The following is a 20,307-nucleotide window of genomic DNA, read 5'->3' as shown; positions in this document are numbered from 1 at the left end:
ACAAAAGGCCCCCACTTGCGTGGGAGCCTTGTCTTACTGGCGGAGCGAGAGGGATTCGAACCCTCGATGAGGCTCTACACCCCATACTCCCTTAGCAGGGGAGCACCTTCGGCCACTCGGTCATCGCTCCGGAACCTCATATTATGCCTCAAGTTGCCCGGCTCTCACAGGGCAACACAGGCCATTTCAGCCGGCAATGCTGTCTTCGGTGCGGTCCAGATCGAACTCGCGGTGCAGTGCGCGCACGGCCAGCTCCATGTACTTCTCGTCGATCACGACCGAGGTCTTGATTTCCGAGGTGGAGATCATCTGGATGTTGATGCCCTCGTCGCTCAGGCACTTGAACATGCGGCTGGCCACGCCGACATGGCTGCGCATGCCGATGCCGACGATGCTGACCTTGCAGATGCGCGCGTCGCCCACCACGTCGGCCGCGCCGAGCTCGGGCACGACCTTGCCCTTGAGCAGGTCCATGGCCTTCTGGAAATCGTTGCGGTGCACCGTGAAGCTGAAGTCGGTCTTGCCGTCCTTGCTCAGGTTCTGGATGATCACGTCGACCTCGATGTTGGCCTCGGCCACCGCACCCAGGATCTGGTACGCGATGCCGGGCTTGTCGGGCACGCCGAGCACGGAGATCTTGGCTTCGTCGCGGTTGAAGGCAATGCCGGAAACGACGGCTTGTTCCATTTGTTCGTCTTCCTCAAAAGTGATCAGGGTGCCGGAGGCGGCTTCTTCATTCAGGTCGATGTCCCAGGGCGTGAAACTCGAAAGCACACGCAGGGGCACCTTGTACTTGCCGGCAAATTCCACCGAACGGATCTGCAGCACCTTGCTGCCCATGCTGGCCATTTCCAGCATCTCTTCAAAGCTCACGCGCAGCAGGCGGCGCGCTTCGGGCACCACGCGCGGGTCGGTCGTGTAGACGCCGTCCACGTCGGTGTAGATCAGGCATTCGGCCGCCTTCAGCGCGGCGGCCACGGCCACGGCCGACGTGTCGCTGCCGCCGCGGCCCAGGGTGGTGATGTTGCCGTCCGGGTCCACACCCTGAAAGCCGGTCACGATCACCACCTTGCGTGCATCCAGGTCGGCGCGCACACGCTGGTCGTCGATCGATTCGATGCGTGCCTTGGTGTAGGCGCTGTTGGTCTTGATCGGCACCTGCCAGCCGGCGTAGCTCACCGACGCCAAGCCTTCGGCCTGCAGCGCAATCGCCAGCAGGGCCGAAGAGGCCTGTTCGCCCGTGGCGGCCAGCATGTCGAGTTCGCGGCCGTAGGCGCTGCCGGCCTTGCTCGGGGCCAGCTCCTTGGCCAGGCCCAGCAGGCGGTTGGTTTCGCCGCTCATGGCGCTGGGCACCACCACCATCTGGTGACCGGCCCGGTGCCACTTGGCCACGCGCCGGGCCACGTTGCGGATGCGCTCGGTCGACCCCATGGAGGTGCCGCCGTACTTGTGAACAATCAAAGCCATCGGGTTGGAATGGGTTGGAAAAATCGAGGAAACAGGGCGCACAACACCTGACATGGCGGCCCAGGCGAGGGCGCAAAACGCGCCCGGCAAAGCCTTGAAATTATATCGACGGGACGCCGTCCACCGGTGCAAAGGCCAGATGCCCGCCTTCGCGCGTGACGAAACCGCTGGCCACCTTGATGCGGATGCGGTGGCCGCGCGTGCGGCAATCGGCCACCTGGTCCAGCAACTCGTCCAGCTGAGCCGTGCTCGCGGCCACACCCGCAATCTGGCGCAACCAGTGGCGCAGTGCATTGCCCTGGCGCTCGCGGCTGAGCAACTGCAACGCCGGGATGGCGGGGGGCATGCCGGCCTGCGCCAGATCGATCCGGGCCAGATCGTCCAGCAACACCTGCGCCTGAGCCGCATGACCCGCGCTGCGCGCGAGCAGCGGTCGAAAGCCCGGAAAACAGGCCTCCCAGGCCGGCATCAGGATTGCCCGGATGCGGTTGCGGGTGTAGCGCAGGTCGGTGTTGGTCGGGTCTTCCACAAAGGCGTGTCCCGTGACATCCAGCCATTCGCGCAAAGCGGCAGACGGCAAGCCCAGCAAGGGACGGCCAAACACCACACCGTGCCGTTCGAACCGGTCGGGCATGGCCGCCAAGCCGGGCAGTCCGGCGCCCCGGCTGAGCGCGAGCAGCAAGGTCTCGGCCTGGTCGTCGGCGTGCTGCCCGAGCAGCACAATGGACGCACCCGCCTGCTGCGCCATGTCGGCGAGCGCGGTGTAGCGCACGGCCCGCGCGGCATCTTCAGGGCTCTGTCCCGGAGCATGTGCCGCCTGCACGCGGCGCACCTGCAGGCCAATGCCGTGGAGCTCGCAAAAACTGCTGGCGAAGGCTTCAAAACCGTCGGCCGCCGCCTGCAGCCCGTGGTGAACATGCAGCGCCAGCACGCAGTCGGGCCAGCGTTGTTTCGCCGCCAGCAACAAGGCCGTGGAATCGGCACCGGCGCTGAAGGCCACAGCCACCGGCTTCAAGGCGGTGTGAGCGGCCCCGCTGGCAGACAACCAGTGCGCGCACCACGCCGCCAACGCCTGCTCGCAGGGGTTGGCGGGCGCAGGCAAGGCGCTCACCTCAGCGCTTGTCCGACTTGCTCTCGGCCTTGGTGTCGGTGTAGCGACCGTAGCTGTTGAGGCGCGCGTAGCGGCGGTCCACCAGCTCCTTGACCTTGAGGTCGGCCACCTGGCGCCACGCATCGGTCAGTGCGCGCTTGAGGAACGCGGCCATCTGCCTGTGGTCGCGGTGCGCGCCACCCACCGGTTCGTTGACGATCTTGTCCACCAGGCCCAGCGCCTTGAGGCGGTGCGCGGTGATGCCCAGGGCATCGGCGGCATCGCTGGCACGGTCACTGGTCTTCCAGAGAATGGAGGCACAGCCCTCGGGACTGATCACCGAGTAAACCGAATACTGCAACATCAGCACCTGGTCGGCCACCGAGATGGCCAGCGCACCGCCCGAGCCACCTTCACCGATGATGGTGGAGATGATCGGTACCTCGAGTTGCGCCATCTCGAAGATGTTGCGGCCAATGGCTTCGGACTGGCCACGTTCCTCGGCGTCGATGCCGGGATAGGCGCCCGGGGTATCCACGAAGGTGAACACCGGCAGCCTGAACTTCTCGGCCAGCTTCATCAGGCGCAGCGCCTTGCGGTAGCCCTCGGGCTTGGTCATGCCGAAGTTGCGCAGACCACGCTCTTTCGTGTCGCGCCCTTTCTGATGGCCCAGCACCATGCAGGGCTGCCCGTTGAAGCGGGCCAGGCCGCCGACGATGCTCAGGTCGTCGGAGAAGTGGCGGTCACCGTGCAGTTCCTGGAAGTGCGTGAAGATGTCGCGCACATAGTCCAGCGTATAGGGCCGATCGGCGTGGCGCGCGATCTTGGTGATCTGCCAGGGCGTGAGGTTGCTGTAGATGTCTTTGGTGAGCTGCAGGCTTTTGCCCGACAGCTGCTCGATCTCGGCGGAGATGTCGACCGCCGATTCGGTCTGGACGTAGCGCAGTTCTTCGATTTTGGTTTCGAGATCGGCAATCGGTTGTTCGAAATCGAGAAAGTTCTTTTTGGCCAAGGTGTGACTCCTGTGGTCTTGTGACGACCCTTCCGCGCTCCGCACGCATGCGGCTCGCGGTTCCATGTCCTGAAGGAATCAGGACGGTGTTTCAACGACGTCTTTTTGTATCAATAGGCCACGGGGGCCGGGTCCAGCGAGCGCCAAATATACCAAGTCGCCACACTGCAGAACGGCGCCCAGGAAGCGGCCACTTCGCGTATCTCGCTGCGGCTCACCGGTTCGCCCGAAAAATAGCAGCGGCTGATGCCATTCTGCAAGCCCACGTCGTCCAGCGGCAGCACGTTGGGCCGCATCAGGTGGAAGATCAGGAACATCTCGGCGGTCCAGCGACCGATGCCGCGGATCGCCACCAGCTCGGCGATGATGGCCTCGTCGTCCATATCGGCCCAGGCATTCACATGCACCTGGTCGTTGGCGAAGTGCAGGGCCAGGTCCACCAGGTACTCGACCTTGCGGGCCGACAGGCCGGCCGCGCGCATGTCGTCCACCTTGAGCTTGAGCACCTGGGCGGGCAACATCTTCTTGGGCAACACGGCAAACCGGTCCCAGACCGATTGCGCCGCCTTCACCGAAATCTGCTGGCCCACGATGCTGCGCGCCAGCGTGACAAACGCGTCACCCCGCGACTGCAGGCTCACGCCGCTGTGCAGGGGAATGAGCTTTTTCATCACCCGGTCGCGCTTCATCAGGTGACGACAGGCCTCCTGCCAGTACACCGGGGCCTCGGGTCCCACGTCGGGCAACACAGACGCCATCAGCTGCGCTCCCAGGTGGTGCCCTGGGCGCTGTCTTTCAGCACCACGCCCTGCGCCAGCAGCTCCTGACGTATGCGGTCGGCTTCGGCAAAATTCTTCGCCTGCTTGGCAACGGCACGGTCCCCGATCAGCGCCTGAATCGCCGCCTCGTCCAGCCCACCTGCCGCGCCACCACCGCCCTGCAAGAAGGCCGCCGGCTCAACCTGCAGCAGTCCCAGCGTGCCGCCGAGGGCACGCAACAGCCCGGCCAGCGCCGCATCCTTGCTGCGATTGACTTCGCTCGCGAGATCAAACAGCACGGCCACCGCTTCGGGCGTGCCAAAGTCCTCGTCCATCGCGGCGCGGAAACGCTGGGCAAACGGATGCGACCAGTCGATGGTGGCCACCGCTTCGGCAGACACCATCGACAAGGCGGTGTAGAGGCGCTTGAGGGCTGAACGGGCATCGTCCAGATGCGCGTCGCTGTAATTGAGCGGGCTGCGGTAGTGGGTGCGAACCATGAAAAAACGCACCGTCTCGGCGTCGTACTTGGCCAGCACCTCGCGGATGGTGAAAAAGTTGCCCAGGCTCTTGGACATTTTTTCGTTGTCCACGCGGACAAAACCGTTGTGCATCCAGAAGCGCGCCAGCGGCTTTCCGCTCGCCCCTTCGGACTGGGCAATTTCGTTCTCGTGGTGCGGAAACTGCAGATCGGCCCCGCCACCATGGATATCGAAGGTCTCACCCAGCAGCGCGCAACTCATGGCAGAGCACTCGATATGCCATCCCGGTCGTCCTGGCCCATAGGGTCCTTCCCATCGGGCTTCTGCCGGTTCATCGGGCTTGGCGGACTTCCAGAGCACAAAATCCAGTGGATCGTTCTTTTCGCTGGCCACCGCCACCCGCTCGCCGGCACGCAGATCGTCCAGCGACTTGCCCGACAACTTGCCGTAGCCGGGAAACCGGCGCACCGCGAAATTCACGTCGCCATCCTGAGCGCGATAGGCCAGGCCTTTGGCTTCGAGCTGGCCAATCATTGACAGCATCTGCGGCACGTAGGCCGTGGCGCGCGGCTCGAAGCTGGGCGCCTCGATGCCCAGCGCAGCGATGTCCTGGTGCATGGCCAGCGTCATTTCGTCGGTCAGTGCCCGGAGGGTGATGCCTCTGGCGAGCGCCCGCTGGATGATCTTGTCGTCGATGTCCGTGATGTTGCGGACATAGGTCACACGGTAGCCACTGACCTTGAGCCAGCGTTGCACCACATCGAACGCCATCATCATCCGGGCGTGGCCGATGTGGCACAGGTCGTAGATGGTCATGCCGCAGACATACATGCGCACATGACCCGCCTCCAGGGGTTCGAACGGCTCCGGCCGACGGGACAGGGTATTGAAAATGCTCAGGGTCATGGGAACAGGATTCGGGGAGTGAACGGAAGCGGGGGGGCCGAACACAGCACCTTCCACTTCGCACCGGCCAGCAGGTCCGAAACGGAACAAAAAGTCGGAACAGTGGGTGCGAGCGGGCCGAATGTCACGTCCGACCGGCATCAGGAAGCCATTGGACTTACACCCTCAGATACAATCTGCCAGTATAGCCAGCTTGGTCTTGGGCGAGCGCACTCGGACAGGCGCTATATTCATGTTTACAGGCCCGCCCGCGGTCTTCGGTCTGCCCGCATTCGCTCTTCTGAGGTCCCATGCATCACCCCGTCAAACCTTCGTCCATGCTGTCCGCTTCCAGTCGCGGCGGCACCTCCACCCTGGTCACATCCCGGCTGCGCCTGCTGGCGCTCTCGGTGGCTGTTTCGGCCGCGCTGGGGGCAACCGTGGTCATGGCCCAGACCGACGATTACGCCGAGGTCAACCGCCTCATGCGGGCCGGGCAACTCAGCGAGGCCTTGAGCAAGGTGGATCAGTACCTCACCAGCAAGCCTCGCGATCCCCAGATGCGCTTCCTCAAAGGCGTGATCCAGACCGAAGGCGGCAAACACAGCGATGCCATTGCCACCTTTTCCAAGCTGACCGAAGAATTTCCCGAACTGCCCGAGCCCTACAACAACCTGGCCGTTCTATACGCCGGACAGAGCCAGTTTGACAAGGCGCGCGCAGCCCTCGAAATGGCCATCCGCACCAACCCCAGCTACGCCACAGCCCATGAGAACCTGGGTGACGTGTACGCCAAGCTGGCCAGCCAGTCGTACAGCAAGGCACTTCAACTGGATTCCGGCAACACCGCCGTGGCCCCCAAGCTCAGCCTGATCCGCACCCTGTTCAGCGCCGACGCCAAGGGCGGTGCCCGCCCGGGTGCGGCGCTGGCTCCGGCGGCGGCGCCCGTTGCCACCGCACCCGTGGCGGTGACCAAGCCCGCAGTCCCGGCTCCGACGCCCGCACCCGCCGCTTCGGGCAACGCCGAAGCCGCCGTGGAAGCCGCCGTGGCTTCCTGGGCCAAGGCCTGGTCCAGCAAGAACATGCAGGCTTACCTGGGTGCCTACGCCGGCAACTTCACGCCCCCCGGCGGCCAGGCCCGCAGTGCGTGGGAAGCGGACCGCAAGGCCCGCATCGTGCCTCGTTCGCGCATCGGCGTGGACATCAGCGATCTGTCGGTATCGGTTGATGGTGATCGCGCATCGGCCAGCTTCAAGCAGGACTACAGCTCCGACACGCTCAATGTCACCAGCCAGAAAAAACTTGATTTCGTCAAGAGCGGCAGCCGCTGGTTGATCGTGCGCGAAACCACGGGTTCCTGATGGCCGGTCGGCGGTACCTCCAGCATGGCCACGCCAGCATTCCAACCGCCAACCTGAGCTCGGGCATTGGCAGCCTGCTGCGTCCGGCCACCGGACTGCTCGTTCTGGCCGCGTTGGCGCTGGCCATCGGTTTGATCAGTTCCTGCGGGGGTCCGATGGGCTTGTCCGGCGGCCTGATGGACCGGATAACCGCTGTGGTCACGACCGCTGATCCAGCCAGGGCATCCTCCGAGCCGTCCATGCTCGACAGCGCACTGAGCAAGGTTCAGGACGCAGCCCAGTTGCTTGGGACGCCCCAAATGGTGTCCGGGCTGCAATCCAGCCCGCTCTCCGGTGAAGCCCTGCAGCAGGTGATGCCGCTGATGGGCCAGGCCGAGGCCCGCCTCATTGAAATCTACCAGTTGATCAGCCAGGGCCTGGCGCGCGAGGCGCTGACCAAGGCCGACACCTTGGTGCGTGACCATCCGAACTTTCACCTGGCGCACCTGGTGCACGGCGACTTGCTGAGCCTGCAAACGCGCCCGGTCCGCCATCTCGGCGATGTGCCTGACACCAAGGCGCTTGCTGCTTTTGAGCAACTCAAGACGTTGCGTGAAGAATCGCGCCGCCGTCTGCGGGCCCTGATGGAGCGACCACCCGCCGGGAGCATCCCCGCACAGTTCCTCGCCCTGTCATCCCAGAGCCGGCATGCGATTGCCATCGATGCATCCCGTTCACGCCTGTACCTGTTCGAGAACCAGACCCCCTCTGCGTCGGGCAGCCTGATCGCTCAGCCGCCCCGGTTGCGCCTGGTGGGTGATTTCTACATTTCCGTTGGCCTGTCCGGCATCGAGAAAACCGTCGAGGGCGACAAGCGCACACCGCTGGGCGTTTACTACATCACCAGCAACCTCAACCCGGACAACCTGCCCGACCTGTACGGCGTGGGTGCACTGCCCATCAACTACCCCAACCCGCTCGACGTGCAACGCGGCAAGACCGGCAGCGGCATCTGGCTGCATGGCACGCCCCGCGAGCAGTTTGTGCGCGCCCCTCAGGCCTCCGATGGCTGCGTGGTCCTGTCCAACCCCGATCTGGAGCGGCTGCTCAAGACCGTGCAGATCCGCACCACGCCGGTCGTGATCGCGCCCGAGCTCCAATGGGTGCGACCCGAGGCACTCGACACCGAGCGTCAGGCCTTTGAGGCAGCCCTGGAAGCCTGGCGCGTCGCCAAGAGCGAGGGCAATCTCGGGCAGCTCAAGGGGTTTTGCTCCAGCCGTTTCCAGAACCAGGGCCGCGATCTGGCCCAATGGTGGCCGCGCGTCGAGAGCGAACTGAGCCCCGCGAAAGGCCCCCGGGAACTGCAGCTCAAGGAGCTCTCCCTGCTTCGCTGGCGCGACGCCCAGGACACCATGGTGGTGACCTTCGGCGAGGTTCCTCTGGGCCAATCCCGCGGCGTCACACGCCGGCAGTACTGGGCGCTGGAACGCGACCAGTGGAAAATATTCTCAGAAGGTACCCTTTGATGCAAAACACCCCTTTCAAGCAGCACCCTTTGCGCCGTCATCTGGCTTCCCTGCTCGTCGCAAGTGCTGCAGCGGTCCTGCTTCCGGTGGCCGCATGGGCCCAAGGCACGCCGGTCGCCGAGACGCCCAAGGTGCGCCTGAACACCTCCATGGGTGACATCGTGCTGGAGCTGTATCCCGACAAGAGTCCGAAAACGGTCGAGAACTTTCTGCAATACGTGCGCGACAAACACTATGACGGCACCGTGTTCCACCGCGTGATCAACAACTTCATGATCCAGGGCGGCGGTTTCAACGCCGACTTCCAGCAAAAAGCAACCCGCCCGTCCATTCCGCTGGAAGCCAGCAATGGGCTGAAAAACGACCGTGGCACGATCGCCATGGCCCGAACACAAAATCCCAACTCCGCCACGGCACAGTTCTTCATCAACGTGGTCGACAACGCCGCCTTGAACGCACCCAACCCCGACGGATACGGCTATGCCGTTTTTGGCAAGGTCACCGCGGGCATGGATGTGGTGGACAAGATCAAGCTCGTTCCAGTCGGCAACCAGGGCATGCACCAGAACGTGCCCAAGACACCCCTCACCATCCTCAAAGCCACCCTGGAGAAATGAACATGGCCAATCCCCAAGTCGAACTGCACATCGCCAACTTCGGCGTCGTCACCCTGGAACTGGACGCCGAAAAAGCGCCCCTGTCCACCGCCAACTTCCTGTCGTACGTGAACAAGGGTCACTACAACAACACGGTGTTTCACCGCGTCATCCCCGGCTTCATGGTGCAGGGTGGCGGCTTTGAGCCGGGCATGAACCAGAAGCCCGCCGATGCCCCCATCAACAACGAAGCCAACAACGGCCTGAAGAACGAGCTCTACACCGTGGCCATGGCGCGCACCAGCGACCCGCACTCGGCCAGCGCCCAGTTCTTCATCAACGTGGCCAACAACGCTTTCCTCAACCACACCGCACCCAGCGCCCAGGGCTGGGGCTACGCCGTGTTCGGCAAGGTGGTTTCCGGGTCTGACATCGTGAAGAAGATCGAGGGCGTTGCCACCGGCCGCAAAGGCTTCCATGACGACGTGCCCAAGGAAGACGTCGTCATCGAAAAAGCCGTCGCCCTTTGATGGCAGGGGCTCCTTGCCCCTCTCCCATGCCAGACACGACCTCCGACCGCTTCGCCACCCTGCGCGCACCCGCGCACTGGCAAGCGGTCGATTTCATTTCCGACCTCCATTTGCAGGCGTCGGAACCGGCCACACTGGCCCTGTGGGAACGCTATCTGCAGCAGGCCCCTGCCCTGCGGGCCGATGCCCTGTTCATCCTGGGCGATCTCTTTGAAGTCTGGATCGGCGACGACGTGCTCGCGCCCCAGACCTCCAACACCCCGTCCTTCTGGCACACCTGCGCCCAGCTGCTGCGGGAGCACAGCCGTCACACCCCGGTGTATTTCATGCACGGCAACCGCGATTTCCTGCTCGGTGCCCAGGCACTGGCCGCCTGCGGGATGGTCGGGCTGAACGATCCGACGGTGCTGGAATTTCACGGCCAACACTGGCTGCTCAGCCATGGCGACGCCCTGTGCCTGGCCGATACCGACTACCAGCGCTTCCGCGCCGTGGTGCGTTCTGCCGACTGGCAGCGCGATTTCCTGGCCAGGCCGCTGAACGAGCGTGAAGCGATTGCACGCGGGCTGCGCGAGCAAAGCGAGGCCCGCAAACGCGGCAGCGCGCACGATCACACCCTCTGGGCCGACGTCGATGCGGATGCGGCCAGACAGTGGCTGCAGGCGACCGGTTCACAGACCCTGATCCACGGCCACACCCACCGCCCGGATCAGCACGATCTGGGACAGGGCCTGCGGCGCGTGGTGCTCAGCGACTGGGATCCGACCGCCCAGCCACCGCGTGCCGATGTGCTGCGCCTCAGCGCGCTGGACGGGTTGCAGCGATTGCCCTTGTGTTGAAGCCGGTGGCCCGTCTGCTGCAACGCTGGCTCCCCAGGCGCTGGCGCAGCCCGCAGCCGCTGCCCGCAGCGCTGTGGCGCGAAACGCTGGCACAACACCCCTTCCTGGCCGAACTCACCGCAACGGAACAAAGCCACCTGCAGCAGCTGTGCAGCCATTTCCTGCTGGAGAAGGAGTTCCACGGCGCCCACGGCCTGAAGATCACCGACACCATGGCGTTGAGCATCGCGGCGCAGGCCTGCCTGCCGCTGCTGCACATCGCCAGTCCGGCGGACCGGGACCACCAGAACCCGATGGATGCGCTGGACTGGTACGACGATTTCGTCGGCATTGTGGTGCAGCCGGGTGCTGCGGTGGCCATGAGGGAAACGGCCGACGCCGCGGGTGTGGTGCACCGCTACCGCGAAGTCCTCGCGGGCGAAGCCATGGACCGTGGCCCCGTGATGCTGAGCTGGGAGGAAGTCGCGCAAGCCGGCCAGACCGCGACCAGCGGAAACAACGTGGTGATCCACGAGTTCGTGCACAAGATGGACATGCGCGGCATGCAAGCCGGTGAAACCCCGGATGGGGCACCCGTGCTGCCCCAGGGTTTGTGGGGCGCGACCCGTCCGGCCCAGGCGAGGAAGCACTGGCGCGACACCATGTCCATCGCCTTCACCCAGTTTCGCGAAACGCTGAGTCTGGCCGAACGCTTCGGTGGCGAGCGCCCCTGGCTGGACAGCTATGCCGCCAAGGACCCGGCCGAGTTTTTCGCGGTGACCTGCGAGGCCTACTTTGTCAACCGCGAGCGCTTCGCTCTCGAGTTCCCGACCCTGCTTTCGCTGTATGACGGGTTTTTTCGGGCTGACCAGGCATAGTGGTCGGTAGCCCGCCAATGGCAGGCAGGCCACCGACGTCCGCTCAGCGCTTGAGCAGGACCTTGAGCGTGTTCTGCAAACGGCGCGCAGCGCCTGCGTCGTAAACACCAGCCAGCACACGCGACACATCCTGAGCCCAGGTATCGACCGGCGCAGCTTCGTGGCGGCGCGTGAGCAACTGCAGTTGCAGCATGCGGCGGGTATCCAGCAGTTCGGCCGGCGTAGGCACTTCGGCCGCCATTTCCAGCCGCAACAAGGCGTCGGCAGGCACCGCGGCGGGCGCACCCCCGTTCAGGCTTTGCGACCACGCGCTGCGGGTTGCCGCGTTGACCCGCGAACCCAGCGCCTGCGCGGTCGGCAGCTGCGACGCATCGCGCTGCTCCCAGGCGGTCAGCAACTGGGTCAACACCTCACCATGCGCTTGGGCCGCAAGCTTGCGCAACGCCGCTTCGGCGTGTTCGATCGCCTGGCGCTGGGCGCGGAAAGCGGCGTCCCCCAGGCGCGGGCCCCGCGGCTCGCGATCAAAGCGGTCACCCCCTCGCCCATCCCGCGCATCACCGCGAGCACCAAAACCACCCCGTGCATCGCGGCTGTCACGGCCCGGGGGGCCACGGCGGTCGTCACGTCCGGCGGGCTCGGTCTTTTTCATGCCCGGGCGGTCATCACCACGCACCGCCACGATCTTCTTCGGCGGGGCGGCTGGTTTGGCGGGCACGGCGGCTTCCACCGCGGGAGCTTCGCCTTCGCCTTCGGCATCGGCCGGCGCAGATCCCTCCGCAGCCGGAGCCAGGGCTTGATCCTCTGCCATCGCCTCCGTGGACCCGACCCCGGCCTGCGACGCAACGGCCTTCACCGTGCCGCTGGCCGGTTCGTCTGCGGCCGCGGCCTGGCCGCGCAAGGCGGCCTCCAGCGCCGCCATGGCGGCGCGGATCTGCTGGACATCGCCGCTCGCACTGGCCGCATCCACCGCCTGCGAAGCTTCAAGCACCCGCTGGTCGTGGGCGTTGAGTGCCGTGGACGCCTTCTCGCGTTCGCTGCTCTTGCGGGCAAAAGCCTCGTCAATGGGCTGGCGGAAGGCCTCCCACAGCTTCTGTTCCTGCTTGCGCTCCAGCGGCACCGCGTGCGCCTCGGCCTGCCAGCGCTGCTGCAGCGCCTTGACCGCGTCGATGCGCAACTGGGGCGCGGCGCCCATGGCCTTGGCTTCGTCGATCAGGGCCCGGCGGCGCTCGACGCTTTGTGCCTGCGCAGCTTCGAGACCGGCGTGCGCGGCGTGCATGGCGGTTTTCCAGAGCGGCTGCATTTCGGCAAACGCCTTTTCGCTCAGGTGGCCCGCTTCCCGCCAGCGCTCGGAGAACGCGTGCAGTTCACGCACCTGGGCCTTCCAGTCGGTGCTCTCCGCGTGCGCAGCCGTCCAGGCCTTGAGTTCTTCAATGATCGCCATGCGCTGGGTCTTGTGGGCCTCCGCCTGCTGGCGGACCTGGGTCAGCCAGGCCTCGACGCCTTTGTGGGCCTCGGTGCAGGCTTCGTCAAAACGCTTCCACAACGCGTGGTTGGGCTGGCCGCCCTGGTCGGTTGCTTTCCATTGATCGCGCAGGCTGCGCAGGGTCTCCTGCATCTTGCGCCCGCCGAGCCGCTGGCCTTCGGGCGGCTGCAACAGGGCCTCGGCCTTTTTCACCAGCTCTTCGCGCAGCTGATCGGCGCGCCAGCGCTGCCAGTCTTCCAGATCACCGGCCTGGGTCAGCGCCGCGTGGGCGCGGGCCTCCAGCTCGGGACCGATGAGGCGGGCGTGCGACTTCAGCACCGCACGCACATCGGCCGCGGCCTTCGGCGTGGCTTTGCCATGCCCCTCGGCCAGCTCGCGCTCCAGCACACCCAGGGCACGGTCCAGCTCGGCCAGCACCTTGGCCCGGCGTTCCTGGGCGGCCTGGGCATCGTGAGCGGCTTTTTCACCTGGCACGGCGGCGTCGACACCGCGCGCGGCGCGCAACTCGTCCGCCCACACCGGCACAGCAGGCAGCGGCGCCTGCGGGTTCGCATCGGCCGCAACAGCCTGGGCCAGGGCCGCTTCGAAAGCCTCCCACACCAGTTGCAGCTGACTGCGGGAAGCCTGGAGCATCGGGGGAAACTTGGGCTCGACGCTGGGCCACTGGGCGTCGTCGGCCAGGGTGCTGGCCTGCTGCTGCCATTGAGCCACGTCGGTGCGCAGCGCTTCGGCGCTCTGCAGGGCTTCGCGCCACGGCTTGGTCGACATCACTTCGATGCGCTGGGCCATCAGCACCGCCGACTCGCGCTCCACCTGAACGCGGTGCTGCACATCCTCGATCGCCTTGACGCGTTCGGCCAGGGCCTGCTTCAGCCCCGCCAGGGGTTCGCGCGACAACGGCGCTCCGGCACGCGCGGCGTCGCGCTGCCAGGCCATGGCATCGGCCAGGTTCAGACGGGACTGCCCGATGAGGGCCTCGGCCTTGACGGCCCACTCGGCGGCAATCTGTTCCTGGGCCTTCAAACGTTTCTGTTCGTCCAGCTTTTCCTTCAGCGGCTTGGCCGCACCCCGGTCGCGCTGCGACAGCTCCTTGAACACCTCGGTCATCTGCTCCAGCCCCGGTTCGCTGGCCAGCCATTCGCGGATGCGGGACGCGCGTTCGCCCGTGGTGGGCGCAGAAAACGCGCCACCGGTCAGGGCATCCAGGGGATGAGCGGCGCTGGCAGCGGCTGGCTTGGAGCTGGCGGGCGTGTTCACGGCAGATTCCGGGGCATTGGACTGGGGGGGACTTCTTCGCAGGGAAAACAGCGACATACAGGGATCGTTCTATATAGGAGCCGGCGCGTCGAAGCGCCTGGCGAAGCCCGTATTGTCGCTGCTGTTGCTTCCGATGCCGATCACGCACGTCCAAAAACAAGAAACCCCGGTGAGCAGAACCCACCGGGGTTGACGGCGGGCAACTTGCACTTGCCGTCAGTTTTGGCGGAGGGAGTTGGATGTCTCTCCAGCCTGGAAGCAACAGATTGCTCCCGTTTGGAACCGGTTGGCGGATGCTCCGCGTCGCCGGTTTGATGCCCATCAACGACGGGCAACTGCAGATTAACCGGGTTCCGGATCGGGTTCAAGGTGTTGACCGGAACAAGGTCATGGAAATTTTCAATCGCGATGCGAGCGTGATGCAAGCCACCCGGTTAGCAGCCGTAACAACCACCCGCCCCCACCCGAATCGACCAGCGGCGCCCTGATCGCTGACCGGCGAGCAGCGCCGGGCCGGGCTGGTATCCGTGCTAGCACGAGACACCAAGGGTGGCCAAAACCACCATTCAATATACTTTTAAGTAGTTAGAGTTTAAATCTTAAACATTGACTTGATATTAAACCTCCCCTAACATTCGCCGGTTTTGCCCATTCAGGGTAAACCCGAGCCGCTGACCCAGCAGGGTCCATCGACCGCATGGCTCACAAAGCCCGCCTCGATGAGGTGCCCAGCCAGCCGCACCGACCCATCCGGTCACCGCGGCACCGACAGGAGAGACCACATGAACGATATCCACCGCCCACACAAGAGCACCTCAGGTGCCACGGCATCCCTCAAAACCACCCTGAGCGACGCGTACCAGGGTTTTGTCGCCATCACCCACAATGGCCTGGCCCTGATGGGCATGGCCCTCGCGCTGGGCCTGATCACCCTCGCAGCACGCAGCGACCTGCGCCAGGACGCCGAGCAACACCTGCTCGGCTGGTTGCAGCAACGCCAGGAGGCCAACGAGCCTGTGATCGCGTTTGAACCCGAACCCGACGCCGTGCAACGGGTGACCGCCGTGTTGCCCCACCACCTGCCCAAACAGCAGGCCAACGTGGCCTTCTGGCTGAGCCGCAAGTACCGGGTCGCGCCCGAACCACTGGGCGTGCTGGTGGCCGAAGCCTTTGAGGTCGGCGAAAAGGCGCGCATGGACCCGACCCTGATCCTCGCGGTCATGGCCGTGGAATCGCGCTTCAATCCTTTTGCCCAGAGCCCTGTCGGCGCGCAGGGCCTGATGCAGGTGCTCACGCGCGTGCACACCGAAAAATACGAAGACTTTGGCGGTCAGCTGGCCGCCTTCGACCCCGTGTCCAACCTGCGGGTGGGTGCGCGGGTGCTGCAGGACTGCATCAAACGGGCGGGTTCCATCGAAGGCGGCTTGCGCCTGTACGTCGGTGCGGTCACCACCGATGGCAGCGGCTACATCAACAAAGTGATGGCCGAACACCTGCGCATCCAGAGCGTGGCGCTGGGCAAGCCCATGCCCACCCGCTTCCCGGTCTACAGAAGAGCCACGCCGGTCGTCGCACCCGCGGAGACCGAGGCCTTGCCAGCGTCCGACGCGCCCGAACTGGAGGCCGCCGACGCTGCGCCCCCCGCTGCGGAAATCATGGAACCCCTGCTGCTGGTCCGTTCGTGACCGGCTCGGGCCCCGGGAATATCTTCCACCCGGGCGCCGGGCAGCCCTGCTCGGCTAAACTAGGCCCCGTACGCAACTGGCGATAGGCACCCAAGGCGCAGGGCTCCCTGCCCGACCTTCGGTGCTGACGTGGCCCCCCTGCCCCCATCCGGGACCGCAGGGACAACCACTGGGAAGCGTGCCGCCTGGCTGCCAAGACAGGTGATCAGCCGTTCGCCTGGGCAGCCCCTGCCGTCGTCACCCCGCTGACGCGCGCCGGGATCCACGTTACCCAAGACTGCCAACCATGTACGACCGCAACATCCTCATCGAGCAAACCGACCCCGAGCTGTTTGCCGCCATCCAGGCCGAAAACGCGCGCCAGGAACACCACATCGAGCTGATCGCCAGCGAAAACTACGCCTCGCCCGCCGTCATGGCCGCCCAGGGCACCCAGCTCACCAACAAATACGCCGAAGGCTACCCCGGCCGTCGTTACTACGGCGGCTGCGAATACGTCGACATCGCCGAGCAACTGGCGATCGACCGCGTCAAGCAGATCTTTGGCGCCGACGCGGCCAACGTGCAGCCCCACTGCGGTGCCTCCGCCAACGAAGCCGTGTTCCTGGCTTTCCTGAAACCCGGCGACACCATCATGGGCATGAGCCTGGCCGAAGGCGGCCACCTCACCCACGGCATGCCGCTGAACATGAGCGGCAAGTGGTTCAACGTGGTCAGCTACGGCCTGGACGCCAACGAGGCGATCGACTACGAAGCCATGGAGCGCAAGGCGCGGGAAACCAAACCCAAACTCATCATCGCCGGCGCATCGGCCTACAGCCTGCGCATCGATTTCGAGCGCTTCGCCAAAGTGGCCAAGGAAGTCGGCGCCATCTTCATGGTCGACATGGCGCACTACGCCGGCCTGATCGCTGCGGGCGTGTACCCCAACCCGGTGCCGTTTGCCGACGTCGTGACCTCCACCACCCACAAGAGCCTGCGCGGCCCGCGCGGCGGCATCATCCTGATGAAGGCCGAACACGAAAAGGCCATCAACAGCGCCATCTTCCCCGGCCTGCAGGGTGGCCCGCTGATGCACGTGATCGCCGCCAAGGCCGTGGCCTTCAAGGAAGCGCTGCAGCCCGACTTCAAGCTGTACCAGCAACAGGTGATCACCAACGCCCGCATCGTCGCCGAAACCCTGGTTTCGCGTGGCCTGCGCATCGTCAGCGGCCGCACCGAGAGCCACGTCATGCTGGTCGACCTGCGCGCCAAGGGCATCACCGGCAAGGAAGCCGAGGCCGTGCTGGGCAGCGCCCACATGACGATCAACAAGAATGCCATTCCCAACGACCCGGAAAAGCCCATGGTCACCAGCGGCGTGCGCATCGGCACCCCCGCCATGACCACCCGCGGCTTCAAGGACGAAGAAGCCCGCCTGACCGCCAACCTCATTGCCGACGTGCTCGACAACCCGCGCGACCCGGCCAACATCGAGGCCGTGCGCGCCAAGGTCAACGCCCTGACGGCCCGCTTCCCGGTCTACCGTTGAGCAGCCACCGCAGCAAGGTGCCATTGAAACCATGAAATGCCCTTTCTGCGCTCATCTGGAAACCCAGGTCGTCGAGACCCGGATCTCCGAAGACGCCGACTTCATCCGCCGCCGCCGCCAGTGCGGCCATTGCCAGAAGCGCTTCACCACCTATGAAAGGCCGGAAGTCAGCTTCCCGGCCGTGGTGAAGAAAGATGGCCGGCGGGTCGACTACGTGCCGGCCAAGCTGCGGGCCTCGTTCGCGCTGGCGCTGCGCAAACGCCCGGTCAGCACCGAGCAGGTCGACGCGGCCATCGAGCGCATCGAAGAAAAGTTGCTGAACCTGGGCGCCCGCGAAGTCCCGGCCACCCGGCTCGGCGAAATGGTCATGCGCGAACTCAAGAAGCTCGACAAGGTGGCGTACATCCGCTTCGCCAGCGTGTACCGCAGCTTTGAGGACATTGACGAGTTCCGGGCGCTGGTGGACGAAGTGAGGAAGTGAGCGCCCGTTACTGTGGCGAATCCTCGAAAATGCTGGTTGCCGCTGGCAAAAAGCGACCACCGGATTGTGCTTTCATGGGCAGGATGTCAACACCGCCCTGACCGTCCGCGGTCGGCCCGCACTGTTGATGATGATCCGTGAAGCCTGGGCAGCCACGTCTGTTTTTCGGCAAACGGTGATACTTCCCGCCTGAAAAGCGCCATTCACCAGATGGCTGGACCCTGCGCCAGAATAGGAAACGAACCTGGAAACCGGCGCATTTCCAGAAATCAACCAACTGCCTGGCATGGCCGACTCCGTCAACAACAGATGTTCACCCGGATCGAGTTGCACATTGTTGTTGGGATCGGAAAAAACGATCCACCCTTGTGACCAAGGTCCATCGGAGGTACAAGACTGTCCATCGCGTGATTTGCAGAGGGCCACCCGGGAATTCCGCTTGATGGCCTCGCTTCTGGTCAAAAGAAGCGCCGCCAAGAACCTGTTCGAATAAGCCGAAAGGCGAGTGCCATGCCCGAAACCGGACAAATCCGGAAGGGCCATGGCCAGCAAAATACCGATTATGACCATGACAAACAGGGATTCAACCAGCGTGAATCCGTGATTTTTTCTTCTATTCATACCCTTCCCTTCTGCGCATTTTTTAGGACCCGACTTCTTTCAAACACAGGTCGTTGCACCCGCAAGCATACGGCCTGAATTCGCAAGCTGCTGCAAAAATGGCGAATGCCAGATACCGCATTCGATTATGTAAACCATGAAACCGGAATGCACCCTGAATACCTGCGGTTCATCCCTCCGGATGGGCATGAACCGACCAGGTGCGGGAGACCCAGGCGCCGGGATATCACCGCCCGAGCGGTCCCTTGCCGCCTCCGGCAAAGGCACTTTGCACCGCAAAATACCGTCGAACCGGACTTCCCGGCCGCTCATCAGCCAGGGCGCTCCCATTCGATGTCAACCGCTACGATGCAGTGGAAACATCCAAACACCATGAACGTCCTACGCACCAGCCTGCAGCGCGGCTTTACCCTGATTGAACTGATGATCACCGTCGCGATCATCGGCATCCTGGCTTCCATTGCCTTGCCCAGCTACCAGGATTACGTGCGCAAGGGCCGGCGTGCTGATGCACAGGCTTTCATGTACGAAGTGGCCTCGCGCCAACAACACTTTCTGGTGGACCGGCGCATGTATGCGAGCACATTGGTCGCATTGGGCCTGGCGGCCCCCAGCAGCGTCAGCCTGTATTACGACATCACCCTGCCCATCGTGGTCAACAATGTTCAACCCATGGGTTTCACCCTGCAGGCGGCACCCAAAGGCGGTCAGGCCAACGACACCTGCGGCACCTTGACCCTGAATGCGCAAGGCGCCAAAGGCGCCGCCAAAGGGGGTTGCTGGTGAAATCACGGGCAGCCTTGGGCCGCGCGGCCGGCTCTCCAAAGCAAAGCGGTTTCACGCTCATTGAAGCGCTGATGGTGATTGCCATTCTCGGCATCTTCACGGCGCTCGCGGCCCCCAGCTTCAGCAACACCATCGCCACCATGCGGATCAAGTCCATTTCATTTGACCTGGTGAATGATCTGAACATCGCGCGATCGGAAGCCATCAAGCGAAATGCGGTGGTGGTAATGGCATCCGAGGGCGATGACTGGAATCAGGGGTGGCGCATCACATCCGGTGGCACCACCTTGAAGACCCGCGAGGCCCTCACGGGGTCCATTGCCATCGCATCCGATGAGACCGAGATCAGCTTCCTACGCAATGGCAGGCCCGATGTGGTTGCCGATGGCGATGACGCGACCGACTTCAGCATCACTTCCAGCCTGACCGGTGTGACCGGCCGTTGCGTCAAGCTGCAGCCAACCGGATCGGCCCGCTCTGTCAAAGAGGCTTGCCCATGATGACCTCGCGCCAAAGCCCCTCGGTCCAGCCCGCCACGCAACGCGGCTTCCTGCTGATCGAAATCCTGGTGTCGCTGGTCATCATCGCCTTCGGCTTGCTGGCCCTGGCCGGCTTCGTCACCAAGGCCACCACCCTCGCGGTCGACACGGTCCAGCGCACACGGGCCTCCACCCTGCTCAGCGACATGGCGGGACGCCTCATCACCAACAAACAACTGGCCGTGGCCGGCAACTACGTGGCCGCGACACAGCCCGCCACCGGCTACGGAACGCCCAGCGCCACCAGTACGGTGTGTGCTGGCGTCGGGGTGGCGGCGGTGGATCTTTGCAGCTGGCACAACCTGCTGCTGGGCACCAACGACGCCCAGGCCGGAGGCAATGCCGCTGCGCTGGGCTACCGGGGCTGCCTGAGCCGGGATCCGGTGGCGCCCATCTTCACCATCACGGTGGCCTGGGGCGGCACCACCCCCGGCGAACCCGACACGGTTCCAAACAGCGACTGCGGTGAAGGCCAGTTCGGCGACGACGCCTACCGGCGCGTCCTGCGCACGACGGTGCGCATTCCTTCCCTGGCCGAATGA

19 protein-coding genes and 1 tRNA gene are annotated in these 20,307 nt (G+C 64.6%); 12 read left to right on the top strand and 8 right to left on the bottom strand.

Annotated elements, in window-relative coordinates:
• Window positions 1-37 precede the first annotated feature (37 nt).
• The 6 genes from AC0GNO_RS12720 to cysS form a co-directional block, all read right to left on the bottom strand.
• Window positions 38-130, bottom strand: a tRNA-Ser gene (locus tag AC0GNO_RS12720).
• 56 nt (window positions 131-186) lie between these two features.
• Window positions 187-1,467 carry an aspartate kinase gene (locus AC0GNO_RS12715; protein ID WP_472904175.1) on the bottom strand — a complete coding sequence of 427 codons (1,281 nt, stop codon included), beginning with the start codon at window positions 1,465-1,467 and terminating at the stop codon, window positions 187-189.
• Between the two features lie 100 nt (window positions 1,468-1,567).
• Entirely contained in the window at window positions 1,568-2,569 is a 1,002-nt protein-coding gene (tilS, locus tag AC0GNO_RS12710) for a tRNA lysidine(34) synthetase TilS (RefSeq protein ID WP_472904214.1), read from the bottom strand.
• A 10-nt stretch (window positions 2,570-2,579) separates the two neighbouring features.
• The gene (locus AC0GNO_RS12705) at window positions 2,580-3,569 is read right to left on the bottom strand and encodes an acetyl-CoA carboxylase carboxyltransferase subunit alpha (RefSeq protein ID WP_305363048.1); all 990 of its coding nucleotides are present in this window, start codon (window positions 3,567-3,569) and stop codon (window positions 2,580-2,582) included.
• Between the two features lie 110 nt (window positions 3,570-3,679).
• Window positions 3,680-4,327 (bottom strand): DNA-3-methyladenine glycosylase family protein, encoded by a 648-nt coding sequence (locus AC0GNO_RS12700; protein ID WP_305363049.1) that lies wholly within the window; start codon window positions 4,325-4,327, stop codon window positions 3,680-3,682.
• Window positions 4,327-5,715, bottom strand: coding sequence for a cysteine--tRNA ligase (gene cysS / locus AC0GNO_RS12695; RefSeq protein ID WP_472904174.1), 1,389 nt, complete (start codon window positions 5,713-5,715; stop codon window positions 4,327-4,329). Before cysS ends, AC0GNO_RS12700 begins: the two co-directional genes overlap by 1 nt.
• A gap of 317 nt (window positions 5,716-6,032) precedes the next feature.
• On the opposite strand from cysS, the gene AC0GNO_RS12690 reads away from it, so the two are divergent.
• From AC0GNO_RS12690 to AC0GNO_RS12665, 6 genes are read left to right on the top strand one after another with little or no spacing between them, the layout of a single operon-like run.
• Complete coding sequence (locus AC0GNO_RS12690; RefSeq protein ID WP_472904213.1) at window positions 6,033-7,055, top strand: tetratricopeptide repeat protein; 1,023 nt, start codon at window positions 6,033-6,035, stop codon at window positions 7,053-7,055.
• Window positions 7,055-8,560, top strand: coding sequence for a L,D-transpeptidase family protein (locus AC0GNO_RS12685; RefSeq protein WP_472904173.1), 1,506 nt, complete (start codon window positions 7,055-7,057; stop codon window positions 8,558-8,560). The genes AC0GNO_RS12690 and AC0GNO_RS12685 overlap by 1 nt, the downstream gene beginning before the upstream one ends.
• On the top strand, window positions 8,560-9,177 hold the full coding sequence (locus AC0GNO_RS12680) for a peptidylprolyl isomerase (protein ID WP_472904172.1): 618 nt from the start codon (window positions 8,560-8,562) through the stop codon (window positions 9,175-9,177). The genes AC0GNO_RS12685 and AC0GNO_RS12680 overlap by 1 nt, the downstream gene beginning before the upstream one ends.
• A 2-nt stretch (window positions 9,178-9,179) precedes the next feature.
• A complete protein-coding gene (locus AC0GNO_RS12675; protein ID WP_472888505.1) occupies window positions 9,180-9,686 on the top strand; it encodes a peptidylprolyl isomerase in 507 nt (168 codons plus the stop codon).
• A gap of 26 nt (window positions 9,687-9,712) precedes the next feature.
• Complete coding sequence (locus AC0GNO_RS12670) at window positions 9,713-10,525, top strand: UDP-2,3-diacylglucosamine diphosphatase (RefSeq protein WP_472904171.1); 813 nt, start codon at window positions 9,713-9,715, stop codon at window positions 10,523-10,525.
• Window positions 10,526-10,530: 5 nt separating this feature from the next.
• Window positions 10,531-11,382, top strand: coding sequence for a M90 family metallopeptidase (locus AC0GNO_RS12665; protein WP_472904170.1), 852 nt, complete (start codon window positions 10,531-10,533; stop codon window positions 11,380-11,382).
• 43 nt (window positions 11,383-11,425) lie between these two features.
• Here the strand turns inward: AC0GNO_RS12665 and AC0GNO_RS12660 are convergent, their stop codons facing one another.
• Window positions 11,426-14,179, bottom strand: a complete 2,754-nt coding sequence (locus AC0GNO_RS12660) for a DUF349 domain-containing protein (protein ID WP_472904169.1) — start codon at window positions 14,177-14,179, stop codon at window positions 11,426-11,428.
• A gap of 725 nt (window positions 14,180-14,904) precedes the next feature.
• On the opposite strand from AC0GNO_RS12660, the gene AC0GNO_RS12655 reads away from it, so the two are divergent.
• The 3 genes from AC0GNO_RS12655 (at window position 14,905) to nrdR (ending at window position 17,819) form a co-directional block, all read left to right on the top strand.
• Window positions 14,905-15,807 (top strand): lytic transglycosylase domain-containing protein, encoded by a 903-nt coding sequence (locus AC0GNO_RS12655; protein WP_472904168.1) that lies wholly within the window; start codon window positions 14,905-14,907, stop codon window positions 15,805-15,807.
• A gap of 286 nt (window positions 15,808-16,093) precedes the next feature.
• Entirely contained in the window at window positions 16,094-17,338 is a 1,245-nt protein-coding gene (glyA, locus tag AC0GNO_RS12650; protein WP_472904167.1) for a serine hydroxymethyltransferase, read from the top strand.
• Between the two features lie 31 nt (window positions 17,339-17,369).
• Window positions 17,370-17,819 (top strand): transcriptional regulator NrdR, encoded by a 450-nt coding sequence (gene nrdR / locus AC0GNO_RS12645; protein WP_472904166.1) that lies wholly within the window; start codon window positions 17,370-17,372, stop codon window positions 17,817-17,819.
• Between the two features lie 72 nt (window positions 17,820-17,891).
• Here nrdR and AC0GNO_RS12640 read toward each other — a convergent pair whose 3' ends face one another.
• Complete coding sequence (locus tag AC0GNO_RS12640; RefSeq protein WP_472904165.1) at window positions 17,892-18,440, bottom strand: GspH/FimT family pseudopilin; 549 nt, start codon at window positions 18,438-18,440, stop codon at window positions 17,892-17,894.
• Window positions 18,441-18,812: 372 nt separating this feature from the next.
• On the opposite strand from AC0GNO_RS12640, the gene AC0GNO_RS12635 reads away from it, so the two are divergent.
• From AC0GNO_RS12635 to pilV, 3 genes are read left to right on the top strand one after another with little or no spacing between them, the layout of a single operon-like run.
• Window positions 18,813-19,226 carry a type IV pilin protein gene (locus AC0GNO_RS12635; protein WP_472904164.1) on the top strand — a complete coding sequence of 138 codons (414 nt, stop codon included), beginning with the start codon at window positions 18,813-18,815 and terminating at the stop codon, window positions 19,224-19,226.
• A complete protein-coding gene (locus tag AC0GNO_RS12630) occupies window positions 19,223-19,726 on the top strand; it encodes a GspH/FimT family pseudopilin (protein WP_472904163.1) in 504 nt (167 codons plus the stop codon). Before AC0GNO_RS12635 ends, AC0GNO_RS12630 begins: the two co-directional genes overlap by 4 nt.
• On the top strand, window positions 19,726-20,307 hold the full coding sequence (gene pilV, locus AC0GNO_RS12625; RefSeq protein ID WP_472904162.1) for a type IV pilus modification protein PilV: 582 nt from the start codon (window positions 19,726-19,728) through the stop codon (window positions 20,305-20,307). The genes AC0GNO_RS12630 and pilV overlap by 1 nt, the downstream gene beginning before the upstream one ends.

Source organism: Hydrogenophaga sp. L310 (assembly GCF_055703065.1).
The sequence above is the reverse complement of the archived record's forward strand: the minus strand, read 5'-3'. Positions and strand labels throughout refer to the sequence as shown.